The organism is Chitinophaga sp. W2I13, from assembly GCF_050434005.1.
In the GTDB taxonomy this organism is placed as follows: Bacteria; Bacteroidota; Bacteroidia; order Chitinophagales; family Chitinophagaceae; genus Chitinophaga.
Window position 1 is genome coordinate 2329156 of sequence record NZ_JBNPWD010000001.1, and the last position, 17854, is coordinate 2347009.

Genomic DNA, 17854 nt, shown 5'->3' on the forward strand with positions numbered 1-17854 from the left:
CATTACGCCACCCCTGCTCAATTTTATCGCAGAAAAATTGCTTACTTCTTTATTAATGTAGTCAGGTACTGCTCCAGCGCAGCTGCCATAGAAGGCGCCTGCGGAAGCGGTGCTTTTACATCCAGTCTTAGCCCCGCTTCTTCCACCGCAGCGGAAGTAGTAGGACCGAAGGCGCCGATATGCGTCCCGTTCTGCACAAATTCAGGCATGTTCTCAAACAGTGACTTCACGCCGGAAGGACTGAAAAACACGATCATGTCATAAGCAGTAGCAGCCAATACTTCCTTTACATCTGTAGAAACAGTTTTATAAAGCGTAGCGGTAGCATAGTCGCACTTGTTTGCTTTCAGCCATTCTTCAATATCTTTCTTCTGGCTATCAGAGCTGGGGAAAAGGAATTTCTCATTATCCCGGTGTTTGTTCATCACCTCCAGTACTCCTTTGGTAGAACCGTCTGCTCCGTAAAATACCTTCCGTTTCCGGTAAAGAATGAATTTCTGCAGATACAACGCCACGGCTTCTGTAATACAAAAGTATTTGCAGTCCTGTGACACCTTAATCTTCATTTCTTCACAAATCCGGAAAAAGTGGTCTACCGAGTTACGACTGGTAAAAATTACCGCCGTAAAGCTGAGAATGTCGATTTTCTGTTTTCTGAACTCCTTCGCTGGCAAACCTTCCACCCTTATGAACGGATAAAAATCCAATTTTATATTGAATTTCCTGGCCAGATCAAAGTAGGGTGACTTTTCTGTTTCAGGCTTAGGTTGAGAAATTAGGATTGACTGAATTTGTTTTCCTTGCAAATCTTTTTTTGGCCCGCCTTTTATCATACGTTTTTTGCTCTTGTGTTAACAATAGGCGATAATCAGGGATTACCAGTTAACCAGATATTCTGCAGCACCTTGGTTAATATTAAAACAGGCGCTACTTCGAATGCGCAAAGGTAAAGAAAAAAATGCAATTTACTGAAAGATAGGTACTGCCTAACCAGTGAATAAGATCTAATATACCTGTAGATAATGAGTAATACAATAAAAAACAAGGATATATATAGGAAAGTGCGCGCTATTTCGGGTGTACAGAAGGCAATTATCACCAAAAACGGCACCAGCAACACCCCCAAAATCTTGTTGATCAGGTAAAGAATGAAAATATAAGCATCCGCCAGCTCAGAATTCCCAAACAGCCAGCCGCAAAAACGCAGCATCACATACTTAAATCCATACACCACAGCCACCATCACTATTAAACCCGGTATCAGCAACCAGGGCTCCGCCTGCGGAAATACCTGCTGACGGTACAATACCAGGTAAAAATACAGCCCAAGTACAATAGCGAAGAAAATATTCAGCAACATATTGGGAAAAGGCGATTGCGATAACTGGTCCTTTAGCTGCCGCTGGCTCAGCGTAGGATTCAGGAATGCCCGGAACAGATCCGAGAAATATTTCCGGTAAGCCAGGCGTATCACGCTCAGGATCAACAATACTCCCGCCATCAGGTAAATAAGCCAGTCCATATTACGGTAAGGCCTTATCGGGTTGGTATCCACGAACCGTGGTTTGCCGGGTTTCAGGAAGACGTTTTCCTGCGATATCTTCTTCAGGTAAAGATCATATGCTGATACCGGCTTCACCTTGGGTACTGCCGCCAATGTCAGGCTATCTGTTTTCAGGTGGGCAGTATCCTTCACGAGCTTTGTGGTATCTTTCTTTATGCGCGCAACTGCCGGTAAAGCAGCCCTGGTGCTGTCTCTTTTAACAGGAGCGGTACGCGCCTTCGCGCGCAATGAATCTGCGGCTGTACGGGTTATCACCGGCTTTTTCTTTACTGCCGGCGGCACCGCAGCGGAATCTGTTGTTTGTGCCAAAACGGGCAAATAACCTAAAATGAATAACAGCAGTAACCAGTTTCGCACCAGGAAAATATTTTGCAATGACTTTAAATCGGTTTTTCAATAACCCGTTTCCCACACAAAGGAATCAACGGCAATTAACAACGTCCTGCCCACATAACAAAAAGGAAACGTAATTATGATATCGCAAAGATATTAAAATAGTCCATAGTTGACCGGAGTGTAGTAAAGGGAAGAAGGTATCTTTGCGGCCAATAAGGGTAAACAATCATAAAACGTCATGGCCGGAATTTATTTACATATTCCTTTTTGCAAGCAGGCCTGTTACTACTGCAATTTTCATTTTTCCACCTCGCTGTCGCAGCAGGAGGCAATGGTCAATAGCATCCTGCAGGAAATCACGCTGCAAAAGGATTATCTCGCGCAGGCCCCGGTACACACCATCTACTTTGGCGGCGGCACACCCAGCCTGCTGAAGGAAGAGGAACTCGCTGCGCTGCTGTCGCACCTGCGCGCCACCTTTGCAGTAGCGGAGGATGCGGAAATTACCCTGGAAGCCAACCCCGACGACCTCACCGCTGAAAAACTCGCCCATTTGAAAGCTGCCGGCATCAACCGGCTCAGCATAGGCGTGCAGTCGTTTCACGAAGAAGACCTTACCTGGATGAACCGGGCGCATAACAGCCGGCAGGCACTGGATTGTATCAAACAGGCGCAGGACCTCGGGTTTCAGAATATCACCATCGACCTTATTTACGGAGGCCCCACGCTTACCAATGAAGGCTGGGAACAAAATGTGAAACAGGCCATTGCACTGGGCATCCCGCATTTATCGTGTTATGCGCTCACCGTAGAACCGGGAACGGCGCTGGATCAGTTTATAAAGAAAAAGAAGATGGCGGCTACCGATCCGGACAAAGCAGCGCAGCATTTTGAAATGCTGATGGAATGGCTGGGAGCCGCCGGCTATGAACATTACGAAATCTCCAATTTCGCCTTACCCGGATGGCAGTCCCAGCATAACAGCAGCTACTGGCAGGGTAAGCCCTATCTTGGCCTGGGCCCGTCGGCCCACTCGTTCAACGGCGCTTCGCGGCAATGGAACATCGCCAATAATGCCCAATACATAAAGAGCATCACGGCAGGTACCGTGCCTTTTGAAATAGAGTCGCTCACTACGGCCATGCAATTCAACGAATACATCATGACCTCCCTCCGTACTTCCGCCGGATGTAACCTGGAATGGGTGGCAGAGAAGTTCGGCGCCGATCATACCATTCATTTACTGGCGCACAGTGAACCGTATATTAAGATGGGCCGCATAGAGCGGATAGGGGAAACCTTGCGGTTAACAAAAGCCGGTCGCTTGTTCGCAGATGGAATCGCCGGCGAATTATTCATCTTATAAAAAAAGCAGCGGAGGTAATATCCCGCTGCTCTTCTATATAATCATATCTTATAGTTAATTACCATCCCAGGATATACGCGAACATCAGCGGCGCCACAATAGTAGCATCTGATTCTACGATAAACTTAGGTGTATGGATATCCAGTTTACCCCAGGTAATTTTCTCATTAGGCACCGCACCGGAGTAGGAACCATAAGAAGTGGTGGAGTCGGATATCTGGCAGAAATAACCCCAGAAAGGAACATCTGTCCATTCCAGATCCTGGTACATCATCGGCACCACGCAGATCGGGAAGTCGCCGGCAATACCGCCGCCAATCTGGAAGAAGCCAACACCTTTACCAGCGGAGTTGTTACGGTACCACTCAGACAGGTAGATCATGTACTCAATACCGCTTTTCATGGTTGACGTTTTCAGGTCGCCCTTGATGCAGTAGGAAGCAAAGATATTACCCATGGTACTGTCTTCCCATCCCGGAACAATGATAGGAATATTTCTTTCGGCAGCAGCAATCATCCAGCTGTTCTTTGGATCAATTTCGTAGTGCTCTTTCATTACGCCGCTCAGCAGGAGCTTGTACATGAATTCGTGCGGGAAATAGCGCTCACCGGCCTCTTCAGCATCTTTCCATATTTTGTAGATATGCTTCTGAATACGGCGGAATGCTTCTTCTTCCGGGATACAGGTATCTGTAACGCGGTTAAAGCCCTGCTCCAGCAGATCCCATTCTTCCTGCGGGCTCAGGTCGCGGTAGTTAGGTACTCTCTTATAGTGTGTATGTGCTACCAGGTTCATGATATCCTCTTCCAGGTTAGCGCCTGTGCAGGAAATGATATCCACTTTACCCTGACGGATCATTTCCGCGAAAGAAATGCCCAGTTCAGCCGTACTCATCGCACCGGCCAACGTCACCATCATTTTACCACCTTCCAGTAAATGTGTTTCATATCCTTTGGCAGCATCCACCAATGCAGCTGCATTAAAGTGGCGGTAATGGTGCTGGATAAATTGAGAAACAGGTCCCTTATTCATGTCATTTAATCATTTATACATTAACAGTCTGGCTAATAAAGCCTTAACAGGTGGCAAAGTTAAGATAATTTTTGCAGGGGCAAGGGGCGTGGGGATAAAACAGAAGGGCCCAGAGCAAATGCCCCGGACCCTGTATTTTTAACACTACTAAAACTAAGCTTTTTTCAAACGGCTGTATACTTTCATATTGGCATCCGCATCGGTTTTGACAACAGTCCAGGTATCAGTACCCTCCAGTGTTACAAAGTATACCACGTTGTCTGAAGAAGCATATTCCACTACACAATAAACGCTGGTATTGGAATATTTTTTATTCAGTTTACTGAGTACTTTCAGTGGCAGCTGTTCTGCTTGCAGGTACCGGGAGGTAGCCAGCAGGGTGCCATCTTCTTTAAAGAAGGCAGTCACCTTTGTATTACTCATGGTAAACTTGGCGGTAAACGTTCTATTATCATCCGTGTACCATTTTACATCGGTAGCACCGTTGAAAGATTCATTGAAGGTACTGTTGATCCTTTTGTTAACAGTAGTTTCATAAGGGCTTGCGAGAAGCACATTGGCACTCAACAGGAGCGCTGCACTGACTAATAAGATAAGTTTTTTCATGGCGGAAAAAATTTATGGTGATTGTAATTTTTTTTGTTTCGATAAGTCAAAGCTACGCCGGGAAGTGCCCAGTGGTCAAGGCATACTTTACTGGTGGGGGTACATGATTAGTTGGACTATCCGTTAATGAACGTCCGCCTGACCGGTGGCGGACATACGGCTATTCAGACCAGCCATAGCCTGTTTGTTGGTGCCAACCTGCCAATGTTGCTTGGCTGAGAGTTAAGAAATTGTTAAAATGGATAAGATTTTAAGACATGGACCGATCCCTGCCAATTGCTGTATAAATACGTATCTTGAGATGATGAACCACCTGGCCCATGCTTACTTATCTTTTCGTGAACCGGAGCTGATCACCGGTAACCTTATTGCAGATTTTGTAAAGGGCAGGAAAAACATGGCAGTTTACACAGCAGGTATCCAGCAGGGCATCCGGATACACCGGGCCATCGACAACTTTACTGACCAACACCCGGTAACGGCCAGGGCTAAACAGTTTTTCCGTCCCTCCTGCGGATTATATAGCGGCGTATTCACTGACCTGGTATATGATCATTTCCTGGCTGCTGATCCGGAACGCTTTACAAACGATTCCCTGTATTCGTTTGCCCGTTACGTTTATAACCAGATTAACCAGCGCACAGAACAGCTGCCACCAGCTTTTTTGCAGATGTTTGAATATATGCAGGCCTATAACTGGCTCTACAACTATCATACTACAGAAGGAATTTCCAGCTCTATCAGGGGTGTAGCCCGGCGGGCCAAATACCTGGAAACTGATGGCAATATTGTATTTGCCGTGTTTATGGAACATTATGCCGCCCTGAAAGAATGTTACCAGGATTTCTTCCCTGAGCTGCAAACTTATGTGGAAGGACTGTTGCAAATTGAAAACCGCTAACAGCTTGTTAAATGAGAGAACTACGCTTTTCAGATTCCTTAAAAAAAGGTAGGTTTGCCGCCAATAATCTATAAAAGAAATAAAGCTTTCCAGGATGATGAAAAAAGTTCTCCTTTTTGCCTTTGTAGCGGGCCTAATCAGCTTAAGCGCCGCTGCGCAGGATAAAAAACTGCCTCCACTCGATGCCAGCCCGATGGACATGGCCTATTACCCTGTCATGTATCCCTATGTTGTAAAAGTAAAAGGCGAACCCGGAACACTGGTAGCCAGAGTAATTTACAGCCGTCCCCAAACCAAAGGAAGGGATATCTTCGGGAACCTGGAAGAATATGGCAAAATATGGCGCCTGGGCGCTAACGAAGCCACTGAAATAGAATTCTTCCGGCCCGTGATCATCGCTGGTAAAAGCATCCCGAAAGGACGTTATACCCTGTATGCCATTCCAACAGAAAAAACATGGACCATCATCCTGAATAAAGACACCGATGTATGGGGTGCTTTTAAATACGATCAGAAAAAAGATGTGGTAAGAACTGCCCTCCCGGTATTATCACTGGATACAGCAGTAGAAGCCTTCACCATGGTATTTGAGAAAGGCGATCCCGGCGCCAACCTGATTATCGCCTGGGATAAAGTAAGCGTAAGTCTTCCCATTAAATGGACCGAAGGCGCCACCACCGCAAAAAAGAAGTAATCCGTACATTATAAAATGCCGCCGGGGCGGGATAAAAAGCAGTGTTCTGCTGCTTTTTATCCCGCCCCGGTAACGTTTATTCGAAAACTGTTTATACAGTTGTTGTTGTAAAAAGAAAAAGCGGTAAGAATACCGCCTTAAGAATTTTAACCATATCCTATGAAAAACCTAAAACGAATGTAGCAGGTTTATTCATATTCGTTAGTTGCTAATTGGTGAACGATATAAAAATGTTCGTAACCGTTGGAATTTATGCCATCATATTTTAATATAAGCTAAAACGGACAAGTTTGCCCTTTATCAATTGGCGAATTTCCAATCGCAAAAACTGGAGTATATTTGGAGACCATCAGAAATTGATCATCTAAACTATTAAAGACATGAAGCTGGGTACTAAACTCATACACGCAGGTGTAGCTCCCGATCCGTCTACCGGCGCCATTATGACGCCAATTTTTCAAACATCTACCTACGTACAAAGTGCTCCCGGAGTGCATAAGGGCTACGAATACGCCCGGACGCAGAATCCTACCCGCGACGCCCTTCAGAACGCACTGGCAGCCATTGAAAACGGCACACATGGCATTTCTTTCGGCAGCGGCCTGGCAGCTACAGATGCAGTGATGAAGCTCCTGAGCCCCGGCGACGAGGTAATTGCCACCAACGATCTTTACGGTGGCACCTACCGGATCTTTACCAAGGTGTTTGAACGTTATGGTATCCGGTTCAATTTCATCGACATGTCTGATGCCCGGAACATAGAAGCCCATATTACCCCCCAAACCCGGATGATATGGCTGGAAACGCCAACCAATCCGCTGCTGAAAATCATAGATATCGCGGCCTGTGCCACCATAGCCCGCAAAAGTGAAGTCATCTTATGTGTGGATAACACCTTCGCATCGCCTTATCTCCAGAATCCGCTTGACCTGGGCGCCGATATCGTGCTGCATTCGGCTACCAAATACCTCGGAGGCCACAGCGACGTGGTACATGGCGCCGTGATCGTAAAAAATGAAGACCTTGCCAAACAACTGTATTTTATCCAGAACAGCTGCGGCGCTGTTCCCGGTCCACAGGACTGCTTCCTGGTGCTCCGCGGAATCAAAACATTACATGTACGCATGCAGCGTCATTGTGAAAATGGGGTAATAGTCGCTAATTTTCTCCGTAACCACCCCAGAGTGGATAAAGTATACTGGCCCGGATTTACAGACCATCCTAATCATGATATTGCCAAACAGCAGATGAGGGGCTTCGGGGGCATGATGTCCTTTACATTGAAAGATGATAGCATAGAGTCGGCTAACCGGATCCTGAGCAACACCCATTTATTTGCCCTGGCAGAATCACTGGGAGGAGTGGAGTCGCTGATAGGCCATCCCGCCAGCATGACACACGCCTCTATTCCCCGTGCAGAAAGAGTGAAGAACGGGCTCGCAGACTCCCTGATCCGGCTGAGCGTGGGTATTGAGGATGCAGATGATCTTACCGAAGATCTTGCAAAAGCTATCGGCTAAGTAATAGATTTTAATTCTTATGCGGTAAAAATTATCTTTACCGGGAAGCGTAAATATTTATCCTAACCATATCCAGCGCCTTTTTATATCTGAATTGAAGATTCCGGTGTAAAAAGGCTTGTGGTAATACACGTGATTAAACTTATGAAGATCCAGAAATTAAGGGAGTTTTTAGATGCCAAGGCGGCATACTATAATCACCCGGACTTTATAGCTAATGATCCTATTAGCATACCGCACCGGTTCAGTGTATTGCAGGATATCGAAATCGCCGGCCTTTTTGCTGCTGTACTGGCATGGGGAAACCGTACCAGTATTATCAACAAATGCACGGAACTGATGAAAATGATGGATGATTCGCCGTATGACTTTATCCGTCATCACCAGCCGCGGGATCGTATGAAATTACTTTCCTTCTGTCACCGTACTTTCAACGGTTTGGATCTGCTGTACTTTGTAGAGTTTCTCCAGCATTATTACACCAATGTAACATCGCTGGAATTTGCCTTCAGTGCCCACATCACCCCGCAGGATGAAAATGTGGAAAAAGCACTGATGGGGTTCCGGAAAGTATTTTTTGCACTGGAACACCCGGAAAGAACTGTTAAGCACATCGCCACACCGGCAAAGAACTCTGCCTGCAAGCGATTGAATATGTATTTACGCTGGATGGTGAGAAATGACGAAAATGGCGTGGATTTTGGGCTCTGGCAGCACATATCACCTTCGCAACTGGTGTGCCCGATGGATGTACATGTAAGCAGAGTGGCCACCAGGCTGGGAATTATAACCGAGCCAAAGGCCGACTGGAAAACAGCCACCGCGCTCACACACCAGCTGAAGAAACTGGATCCTGATGATCCTGCCAAATATGATTTTGCCTTGTTTGGCCTCGGGGTGATCGAAAAATATGTCTGATAAAATAAAAATGATAATGAAAAGAATCCTGGGACTGATTGCAATGGTAGTAACACTGTCTTTATCCGTTAAAGCACAGGAATATGTAGCCCTCAACTATACCTTCAATAAAGGAGAGCTATTTGAACTGGAACAGAAAAGCAGGAGCGAAACCTATATGACGGTGAATGAAATTGTACAAAGAACCACCCGCGATTACAACAACATCATTACCATGGAGGTAACCTCCGTAGAACCAGGCAAAACCATCCTCACTTTCCGGTACAAGGATCTGAAATTCAATTTCAACGCTAAAAATCAGAACATCTTTGTAGATGCAAAGGTCACCAAACAGGAAGAACCCTTCCAGGCCGGGCTGAAAAAAGTGCTGGATCAACCCTTTACTGTAGAAATACAAACCACCGGTATCATCAATAAGGTAGACGGGCTGGAAACTATCCTGGACAACGCCGCCGGCGCTTTCAGCACCCTTAAAAAGGATGAACAGGAAGCCTACAGGAAACTGATGAAAGACCAGTTCGGAACAGAAGCGTTCCAGAGCTGGTTAGAACAACTGCTGATCATGTACCCCGCACATGGCATTAAAACCGGCACCCAGTGGGAAGAAAATGTACCCCTGCGCGGCGGACTGGTAGGCCGGATAGATCTTTACTGGAACCTGCAGACATGGGATGCACAAACAGCAAAAATTGGCGGTACCTCAAAAATCAATACCGATAAGGTGCAGATGCTCACCCTGGATGACGGGATCAAAGCTACCGCGGAAATCAGCGGCACCACTTCTTCCAATTACCTGATAAACCGCAGCAGCGGCTTACCCAGCATCTGTGTACAAAACACCGATATGTCCGGTAACTATACCTACAAGGCCGATAAGGCAAAACGTATAAAACATGACCTGAAAGTACCGGTAAAAGTAGTTACCAACGCCTCCTACAAGATCAAACAAATGAAATAATGACCGCACAGCCAGCGCAATATCTCCAGGAAACAGCTGCCTGGACACAGGACAACTTCGAAATAAGTGTGCCCGTGAATGTTAGCTATGAACTGCTGGAAGAAATACTGGCGGGCAAACTGCAGCAACTGATCAGCGAAAATTTCTCCCGGTTTATATTCCTGCTCTATCGTACAGATGTGGCGGAGAAAAAGGTAGAAGGAATACTGGAGAATGCCGCCGCTACAGGGGAAGACCCTTATAAATCCATTGCTGCGCTCATTATAGAAAGACAACTGCAGAAGATAATTTCCCGGGCCACCTATAAACAAAACGATTTGCCCGATGATGAAGAAAGGTGGTAAACAAGAAGGGGTGATGCTAAGCATCACCCCTTCTTGTTTACATTTAAAATGTTAGCTCCTTCACTTTTTCCTTGTCCTCCTTTTCCTTTTCCAGGTCAAAGAAGGTTCCGAATACATGATCCCATACGGACGAACTTACCCCAAAACCCTTATCCTCACTTTTATAGTGATGGAGGTGATGGTTACGCCACAATGGCTTCATAAACCGTAAAGGCGGGTTCCACGCATGAATGGCGTAGTGCATACTCCCATAAATCAGGTATCCCAGGATAAAGCCGGGGAAAAACATAAACGTGATTTCACGCAGGAAGATATATTGTACACCAAAAATGGCGGACGCGAGTATCAGGCTTGGTACCGGAGGCATAAATAAACGCTGTTTGTCTCTGGGGTACTCATGGTGGTTACCATGCATTACATAAATAAAACGCTGCACCCTGGGGCTGTCGCTCGCAAAGTGAAACAGAAACCGGTGCATGATATATTCAAAAAAAGACCAGAATAACATGGCCCCAAAGAATATACCTGCTACTGAACCGGGTGTAAAGCCTAAGGTATTGTGGCTATAGTAAAGCATGTAGCCAATAATGGGCAAATATAGCCCCCAGATCACCAACGGATGCGTTTTGGTAAGCATCTCAAGATACTGGCTTTCAAATAATCTTGCCTGTCCTTTGTTCTTAATCTTTTCAAACTTCATAACTCCCAAATTTTAGAGTGCAGTTACGGGATATGAATAAAACCTTCCTTATCTACCCTGGCAGCCGCCTCAAAAATGATGCGCATTTTGAAGATGGATGCCACTATCGAACGCAAAAATACAACGTTCATGTATTATTTCGCTCACTATATTACTCTATAAGGCTATAAATAATATTTATTCCCTCTGTCAATCTCTATAGTTTATCTTAAAATTTTGCAGGTCGGGTTTATGCTTCCTCCTGCGTTGTAATTCATACCTGTAAATTATTTCCCCCACTTCCTTAAAGAAGGGGTGCCCATTTTCCTCATATTCGTATTTATCATCATTCAAAATACCATCCCTGTTTACATAAATATTCCCGGTGAGCATAAACTCCACCTGGTTTTTAAAGTCAACGATATAGGCCACGTCAGTAAGGAAACCGTAGGACCAGCCAGCTTTATTAAATACACGTATATATGGCGGAATGTTCTTTTTACCGGCCTTGAAAAAAAAGAATTTTGTAAAACTGTCGTAATATTCAGCGGTGTCATATTTCGGCCACAAAGTTTCAGACGGATACTGCGACATATAACGGTATAAAAAACGGTAATCATCTTCCGTAATATCAAACCGTTGTGATGCCGGCACACTCGCAGGAAACAATACCGATTGCAGCATTTGCTGCAAATCCATAAGCGGCAGGTTATTATGCTTTGTGAAGTCCATAGGCGAAAAAACCAGCTTATCATTTTTATCCAGGTACCCCTGTCCCAGCGTTACCTTCCGGCTGTAATCAAAGGTAAGGGTATCGTATGCAACCGGTTGTTCGTATATCACCTTCCCGTTATCCACAAAACGCACGGGATTGGTATGCCGGTTTTCTTCTTCCGTAAGCGGCATAAACCGGCGTACAATACGTACATCTTTATACCCTTTTGCCCATAACTTTTCGTGAATGGTTTGCTGACCAACAAATTCATACAACCTGTTATAGGCATCGTTATCACTGATGAGGAATATTTTTTTGATATAGTGCTCCACCGATGGCAACAGGTTATTGGCAGAACTATCTGTGTGCACGGTTACCTGTCCGTCCCAGGCGCTGTCGGTTAGCATAGGCGTATTCCTGTGAAGGCCGGGAACCTGCAATTCATGCATTTTTTCCAGTGCCAGCAAAGCAATAGGCAGCTTTACCGTACTGGCGGGATTGAAGTACTTGTTCCCGTCCACTTCCAGGTAATAGCTCTTGAAATGTGGCCTGTTACGGGCATCCCGGTCTATTTGCGTATAAATAAGCTGGTAACGGAACGAATCAGGATATTGCAGCACATGCCGGAGGGCCGGAGGCGCTTCACGGTCCAGCAGGTTTTTCAGCAGCGTATCTGTGCGGGGTTGTGCCTGCACAACGAACAATTGGCCATACATCAGGAGTAGCAGCAAACAGCAACGCATATTGGTGGTTCTGTTTATAAATATAAAGTAATTCGCTGGCAGGACACAAAAAAATAGCCAATGCTTTTAACCGCCATTCTTATATTTGATCCTTCATACAACCAGAACAATTACCAAACCATGAAACTAGTAAGTTATTTAAGAGAAGAAACAGATCAACTGGCCATCCTGGTGGACGGGCTGTTATACAATACACAGGAGCTGTACCCGGATCTTCCCAATAATATGGGCATGTTCCTGATGATGTGGGAAGATGTGATAGACATCGCCAAACGCGCTGATGCCCTGCTGAAAGAAGGGAAAAATCCCAGCTCCGCTATCGGTATCCCCGTAAACAGCGTACAGCTGCTGTCGCCCGTACCGTTCCCTACTTCCTGCAGGGACGGATATGCTTTCCGCCAGCACGTTGCGGCCGCACGCCGCAACCGCAAGGTGCCCATGATCCCCGAATTCGATCAATACCCGATATTTTATTTTACCAATCATAACGCTATCCAGGGTCCCGGCGAAATTGTATGCATGCCCGACCATTTTGAAAAACTGGATTTTGAACTGGAAGTAGCCATCGTCATTTGTAAGGCAGGCCGTAATATCACCGCCGCTGAAGCCGATGACTATATCGGTGGATACATGATCATGAACGACATGAGCGCACGCACCCTTCAGATGGAAGAAATGCTGCTTAACCTGGGCCCCGCCAAAGGCAAGGATTTCAGCACCGTAGTAGGTCCCATGCTGGTAACTGCCGATGAACTGGAACCCCTGAAAATACCGGCGAAAGACGGACATACCGGCAACAACTTTAACCTGAAAATGACCTGCAAAGTAAACGGCATCCCAGTGAGTGAAGGCAACATGGGCGATATGGACTGGACCTTTGCGGAAATTGTGGAACGCTGCGCCTATGGCGTTAACATCTTGCCCGGCGATATTATCGGCAGTGGCACGGTGGGCACCGGCTGCTTCCTGGAACTGAACGGTACCGGCAAACTGAATGATCCGGACTATACCGAACAATGGCTGCAACCTGGTGATGTAGTGGAAATGGAAGTTACCGGCTTAGGTACCTTATCCAATACTATCGTAAAAGAAGATACCGGCTTTTCGCTGCTGGCCCTTAAGAAAAAAGCATAACCATGCAGATAGATCCATCACAGGTGAAAACAAGTGAGCTGCATGCTTACCTCCTGGGTGCGGTTTCTCCCCGCCCCATTTGCTTTGCCAGCACAATAGATGCGGATGGGCAGCCAAACCTGTCGCCCTTCAGTTTCTTTAACGTATTTGGCTCCAATCCCCCTACACTGATCTTTTCACCATCGCGCCGCGTACGTGATAACACGGTAAAGCATACACTGGAAAATGTATACGCCACCAAAGAGGTGGTCATCAACATGGTAAGTTATGGTATGGTGCAACAAGCCTCTTTGTCGAGCTGCGAATATCCCGCTGGTGTAAATGAATTTGAAAAAGCCGGCTTTACGCCGTTGAAATCTGAAAAAGTACAGCCTCTCCGGGTAAAAGAAAGCCCGGTGCAAATAGAATGTATTGTAAGAGAGATCATTGAAACCGGGCAGGGTGGCGGCGCGGGAAACCTGGTTATCTGCGAGCCGGTAATGCTGCATATCAACGAAAACATACTGGATATCAATGGTAAAATAGATCCGCATAAAATAGACCTGGTAGCCCGTATGGGGGGCGACTACTATTGCCGGGCCTCCGGCGATGCCGTATTTGAGGTAGCAAAACCTAATACCAAACTGGGCATCGGCGTTGATGCGTTACCGTTGGCCATCAGGAATAGCCACATTCTTACCGGCAACCACCTGGGGCAACTGGGTAATGTTCATGAAGTTCCTTTTGTAGATGCCGCCTTTCATGATGATCATCTCAAAAATATCATCCAGTATTACAGCGTAACACCGGATGAAATGGAAAAAGAGTTGCACTATTATGCAAAGAAGTTGCTGGATGAAGGAAAGGTAGCCGCAGCATGGCAGGTATTACTGGCCGGCAGCTATTAAGCCGCAAAATAAAAAAGGAAAGGGGCGGGAGATCATCATCTCTGCCCCTTTCCTTTTTTATCGTTGGTACTATTTTGCTCCGAATACTTTCTTCAGCAGGTCAGTAGTTCTGGCTGCGGGATTGGCACGGATGGCCAGTTCCTCTTTCGCTATCTGGTCAAATAAAGCATTTACGGCCATGGTGGTCACGTAGTCCTGTAAGTCGGGATTTACTTTATTAAAGGTAGTAGGCAGCTTATTGTAGTTATTCACGATATCCGCATAATAACGGGTAGCGCTGGTGCTGTCGAGCGATTTCTTAATCACCGGCATGAAAGCGGTTTTCAGGGAATCTGTTGTTTTGCTTTTAAAGAAATCAGTGGCAGATGTATTTCCTCCTTTCACGAGGTTCAGTGCATCGGTGAGGGTCATTTGTTTAATGGCGCCTACAAAGATAGGTGCGGCATAGCCCACTGCTTTTTCCGCGGAGCGGTTGATTTGCAGGATAGCCTTATCTACCTGGCTGCCTAAACCAATTGCCCGTAAGGTGTTGCCAATTTTCACAGCATCTTCCGGCAGTAACAGTTTATATACATCACTTCCAAAGAAACCATCTTTTTTATTCAGCTTTGCAATACCGGCAGCCACGCCTTTAGCCAAAGCTTCCTTGATTCCGGAACCTGCGTCAGATTCAGTCAAACCAGCAAGGGAAGTACCACTACCGGTACTCGTGCTGCTACTCTTGTTGGTGGCCGTTTCCAGCTGTTTACCCAGCTTCTTCAGGAACTGGGCCTGGGTGGCCTGCAGGCTAAAGAAACCCAGCAATACCAATAATGAACGTTTAAGCATAGTGTTATTATAAATATTAATATCTTTCAAAAGTATAAATTATTCGTGTAAAGTCAACAGTGGTATATGTGTTTGATACGCCAGTTTGGAAGTACGGCTGCGTTTAAAGATGCTTTCAAATAAACCGTGTTTTTTAGGAATAGTGAGAATAAGGTCTGCCTTATTTTCTTCGGCAAATTCCACAATTCCTGCTACTACATTGGGATTATCGATGAAATGGTACTCCGGATGGAAATCTTCCAGCAGGGTATCCAGCATCAGTGTTTCAAAAGGTGTATCGGTGCTGAAATGCCTGCTTTCATGATCTATATTGATTACATGCAGTTCCGCATTAAAAATATGCAATAGTTTTTTCAATGGTTCCACGGGAGTGGTTTCCGCCACCTTCCGCAGATCTGCTGCAAAAACAATTTTTTCTATGGGTTTATACTTTGCTGATTGGGGTACCACCAGCACCGGGTAGCTGGTATTTTTCACTACGTCAATGGTATTGGAACCAACCAACACTTCTTCCAGTTTACTGCCGCCGGTAATGCCCATTACAATCAGGTCGGCGTTCTCATTTTTACATACTTCTTCAATAGTAGCTGCCAGCAGGGTGTTATCCGCACGTGTAAGCAGCGTGGTACCTTCCCGGATGAGAGGGGTCAGCTCTGCCTTCATCTTTTCCAAACCTTCCAGGCTGGCGTCTCTCAGATCCTCCGGATTCACCATCGGAATCGCCGTAGGTACATCCGGAATTGGTACAATCAGCTCATATGCGTGGTACAATACAATGCGGGTGGCCTCTAAACTGTTTCCCAGGGCAATAGCGTAGGTAGCGGCATTATAAGCGGTATCAGAAAAATCAGTGGGTACTAAAATTGTTTTCATATGGGCTAATTTTAAGATACTAATAAGCACTACTTAAAGTTAACGATGTGCATTGGTATATGAACGCTTCATGAAAATTTAATGCCACATTTATATTATATAAACAAAAAGGCGAATGACCGTAGCCATTCGCCTTTTATTTTATTAAGATGATTTTATTTCTGTTGTTCCGGCTTCATCTGCGGGAAGAAGAGTACATCCTGGATAGATGGCTGGTTAGTCATCAACATGGTTAAGCGGTCGATACCGATACCAATACCTGAGGTAGGCGGCATCCCGTATTCCAGGGCGCGTAAGAAGTCGTAGTCAATATACATGGCCTCGTCATCCCCACGTTCCATCAGTTTCACCTGTTCTTCAAAACGTTCACGCTGATCGATAGGATCATTCAGTTCACTGTAGGCGTTGGCAATTTCCTTACCATTCACCATCAGCTCAAAGCGTTCTACCAACCCCGCTTTGCTGCGGTGTTTCTTGGTGAGCGGGCTCATTTCTACCGGGTAATCGGTAATGAAAGTAGGTTGAATATAATTGCCTTCGCATTTTTCACCAAAGATCTCATCTATCAGTTTTGCCTTGCCGAATTTGGCGTCCACGTGGATACCCAGCTGTTTGCATACATCGCGCAGCTGTGCTTCATCCATATTGGCGATATCAAAACCGGTATGTTCCTGTATCGCTTCATACATAGATACCCGGCGGAATGGCGCTTTAAAATCAATGGTTGTATCACCGACCTGCACGGTGGTGGTGCCATGTAAGGTGAGGGCAATTTTTTCCAGCAGTGATTCGGTGGTGCGCATCATCCACTCGTAGTCCTTGTAAGCAGCGTACATTTCCATTACCGTAAATTCCGGGTTGTGGGTACGGTCCATTCCTTCGTTACGGAAATCTTTTGCAAACTCATACACCCCTTCAAAACCGCCTACGATGAGTCGTTTCAGGTATAACTCGTTGGCTATACGCAGGTAGAGCGGCATATCCAGCGCATTGTGGTGCGTAACAAACGGGCGGGCAGTAGCGCCGCCGGGAATAGGCTGCAGGATAGGCGTTTCTACTTCCAGGTAACCCAGGTTATTATAGAAGTCGCGGATCGTTTGCATCATCCGGGTACGCTTGATGAACACCTCTTTTACTTCGGGATTGATCACCAGGTCCACGTAACGCTGGCGGTATTTGAATTCCGGATCGGTTACTTCATCAAAAACTTCTCCTTCTTTCTCTTTCACAATAGGCAATGGACGCAACGATTTGCTCAGGATGGTGATTTCTGTGGCATGAATAGAGGTTTCACCGGTTTTGGTAATAAATACATACCCTTTCACCCCGATAAAATCGCCGATGTCCAGCAGTTTCTTCATTACAACATCGTAACCGCTTTTGTCTTCACCAGGGCAGATATCATCCCGGCGAACATATATCTGGATACGGCCCGCGCTATCCTGAACCTGGACAAATGAGGCCTTACCCATGTCGCGCTTGTTCATCACGCGGCCTGCCAGGCATACGGCCTGGAATTGTTCCTTTGTTTCTTCCGAATAATTGGCTTTTATATTTACGGAAGTATCATTAACCGGGTACTCAGCTGCAGGGTAGGGGTCTATACCTAAATTATGCAGTTCCTGTAATTTCTCCCGGCGTATAATCTCTTGCTCAGATAATTGTGTCATGTAGTAATTTAATTGCACTAATGGAGTGCAAAAATAGTAAAAAGGGCTGTAAGACTACAGCCCTCTTATTTTTTGACCATATCCT

At 45.9% G+C, this 17854-nt stretch carries 18 protein-coding genes; 9 read left to right on the forward strand and 9 right to left on the reverse strand.

Translation table 11 applies throughout. The features are described from left to right. Positions 1-41: 41 nt before the first annotated feature. On the reverse strand, positions 42-833 hold the full coding sequence (locus QFZ48_RS09420; protein ID WP_079469908.1) for a uroporphyrinogen-III synthase: 792 nt from the start codon (positions 831-833) through the stop codon (positions 42-44). Between the two features lie 35 nt (positions 834-868). Continuing rightward, entirely contained in the window at positions 869-1921 is a 1053-nt protein-coding gene (locus tag QFZ48_RS09425; protein ID WP_429062079.1) for a DUF4271 domain-containing protein, read from the reverse strand. Between the two features lie 217 nt (positions 1922-2138). On the opposite strand from QFZ48_RS09425, the gene hemW reads away from it, so the two are divergent. Further along, positions 2139-3266, forward strand: coding sequence for a radical SAM family heme chaperone HemW (hemW, locus tag QFZ48_RS09430; protein ID WP_429062081.1), 1128 nt, complete (start codon positions 2139-2141; stop codon positions 3264-3266). A 58-nt stretch (positions 3267-3324) separates the two neighbouring features. Here the strand turns inward: hemW and QFZ48_RS09435 are convergent, their stop codons facing one another. Then, entirely contained in the window at positions 3325-4299 is a 975-nt protein-coding gene (locus QFZ48_RS09435; RefSeq protein WP_429043718.1) for a deoxyhypusine synthase family protein, read from the reverse strand. A 153-nt stretch (positions 4300-4452) separates the two neighbouring features. Then, on the reverse strand, positions 4453-4905 hold the full coding sequence (locus tag QFZ48_RS09440; RefSeq protein ID WP_370909152.1) for a hypothetical protein: 453 nt from the start codon (positions 4903-4905) through the stop codon (positions 4453-4455). A 301-nt stretch (positions 4906-5206) separates the two neighbouring features. Between QFZ48_RS09440 and QFZ48_RS09445 the strand changes: the two genes are divergently transcribed. The 6 genes from QFZ48_RS09445 (at position 5207) to QFZ48_RS09470 (ending at position 10240) form a co-directional block, all read left to right on the forward strand. Then, positions 5207-5806, forward strand: a complete 600-nt coding sequence (locus QFZ48_RS09445; RefSeq protein ID WP_429043715.1) for an ACP phosphodiesterase — start codon at positions 5207-5209, stop codon at positions 5804-5806. Positions 5807-5900: 94 nt separating this feature from the next. Next, positions 5901-6500: a DUF2911 domain-containing protein gene (locus tag QFZ48_RS09450; RefSeq protein ID WP_429062083.1), complete on the forward strand. Its 600-nt coding sequence runs from the start codon at positions 5901-5903 to the stop codon at positions 6498-6500. Between the two features lie 380 nt (positions 6501-6880). After that, positions 6881-8020, forward strand: a complete 1140-nt coding sequence (locus tag QFZ48_RS09455) for a cystathionine gamma-synthase (protein ID WP_370909149.1) — start codon at positions 6881-6883, stop codon at positions 8018-8020. A 144-nt stretch (positions 8021-8164) separates the two neighbouring features. Then, positions 8165-8938, forward strand: a complete 774-nt coding sequence (locus tag QFZ48_RS09460) for a TIGR02757 family protein (RefSeq protein ID WP_370909148.1) — start codon at positions 8165-8167, stop codon at positions 8936-8938. Between the two features lie 16 nt (positions 8939-8954). Continuing rightward, complete coding sequence (locus QFZ48_RS09465; protein WP_429043710.1) at positions 8955-9896, forward strand: DUF6263 family protein; 942 nt, start codon at positions 8955-8957, stop codon at positions 9894-9896. After that, positions 9896-10240, forward strand: a complete 345-nt coding sequence (locus QFZ48_RS09470) for a hypothetical protein (protein ID WP_429043709.1) — start codon at positions 9896-9898, stop codon at positions 10238-10240. Before QFZ48_RS09465 ends, QFZ48_RS09470 begins: the two co-directional genes overlap by 1 nt. Before the next feature lie 43 nt (positions 10241-10283). On the opposite strand, the gene QFZ48_RS09475 is transcribed toward QFZ48_RS09470, so the two are convergent. Then, positions 10284-10940: a sterol desaturase family protein gene (locus tag QFZ48_RS09475; RefSeq protein WP_370909145.1), complete on the reverse strand. Its 657-nt coding sequence runs from the start codon at positions 10938-10940 to the stop codon at positions 10284-10286. A gap of 189 nt (positions 10941-11129) precedes the next feature. Further along, positions 11130-12377, reverse strand: coding sequence for a serine hydrolase (locus tag QFZ48_RS09480; protein WP_429062085.1), 1248 nt, complete (start codon positions 12375-12377; stop codon positions 11130-11132). Positions 12378-12497: 120 nt separating this feature from the next. Between QFZ48_RS09480 and QFZ48_RS09485 the strand changes: the two genes are divergently transcribed. Continuing rightward, positions 12498-13511: a fumarylacetoacetate hydrolase family protein gene (locus QFZ48_RS09485; RefSeq protein ID WP_429043703.1), complete on the forward strand. Its 1014-nt coding sequence runs from the start codon at positions 12498-12500 to the stop codon at positions 13509-13511. 2 nt (positions 13512-13513) lie between these two features. After that, on the forward strand, positions 13514-14398 hold the full coding sequence (locus QFZ48_RS09490) for a flavin reductase family protein (protein WP_429043701.1): 885 nt from the start codon (positions 13514-13516) through the stop codon (positions 14396-14398). 69 nt (positions 14399-14467) lie between these two features. Here the strand turns inward: QFZ48_RS09490 and QFZ48_RS09495 are convergent, their stop codons facing one another. The 3 genes from QFZ48_RS09495 to lysS all read right to left on the reverse strand — a co-directional run bounded on the left by QFZ48_RS09495 (position 14468) and on the right by lysS (position 17769). After that, complete coding sequence (locus QFZ48_RS09495; RefSeq protein WP_370909141.1) at positions 14468-15226, reverse strand: DUF4197 domain-containing protein; 759 nt, start codon at positions 15224-15226, stop codon at positions 14468-14470. A gap of 39 nt (positions 15227-15265) precedes the next feature. After that, positions 15266-16099, reverse strand: coding sequence for a universal stress protein (locus QFZ48_RS09500; protein WP_370909140.1), 834 nt, complete (start codon positions 16097-16099; stop codon positions 15266-15268). A 155-nt stretch (positions 16100-16254) separates the two neighbouring features. Continuing rightward, positions 16255-17769: a lysine--tRNA ligase gene (lysS, locus tag QFZ48_RS09505; protein ID WP_429043693.1), complete on the reverse strand. Its 1515-nt coding sequence runs from the start codon at positions 17767-17769 to the stop codon at positions 16255-16257. Positions 17770-17854 lie beyond the last annotated feature (85 nt).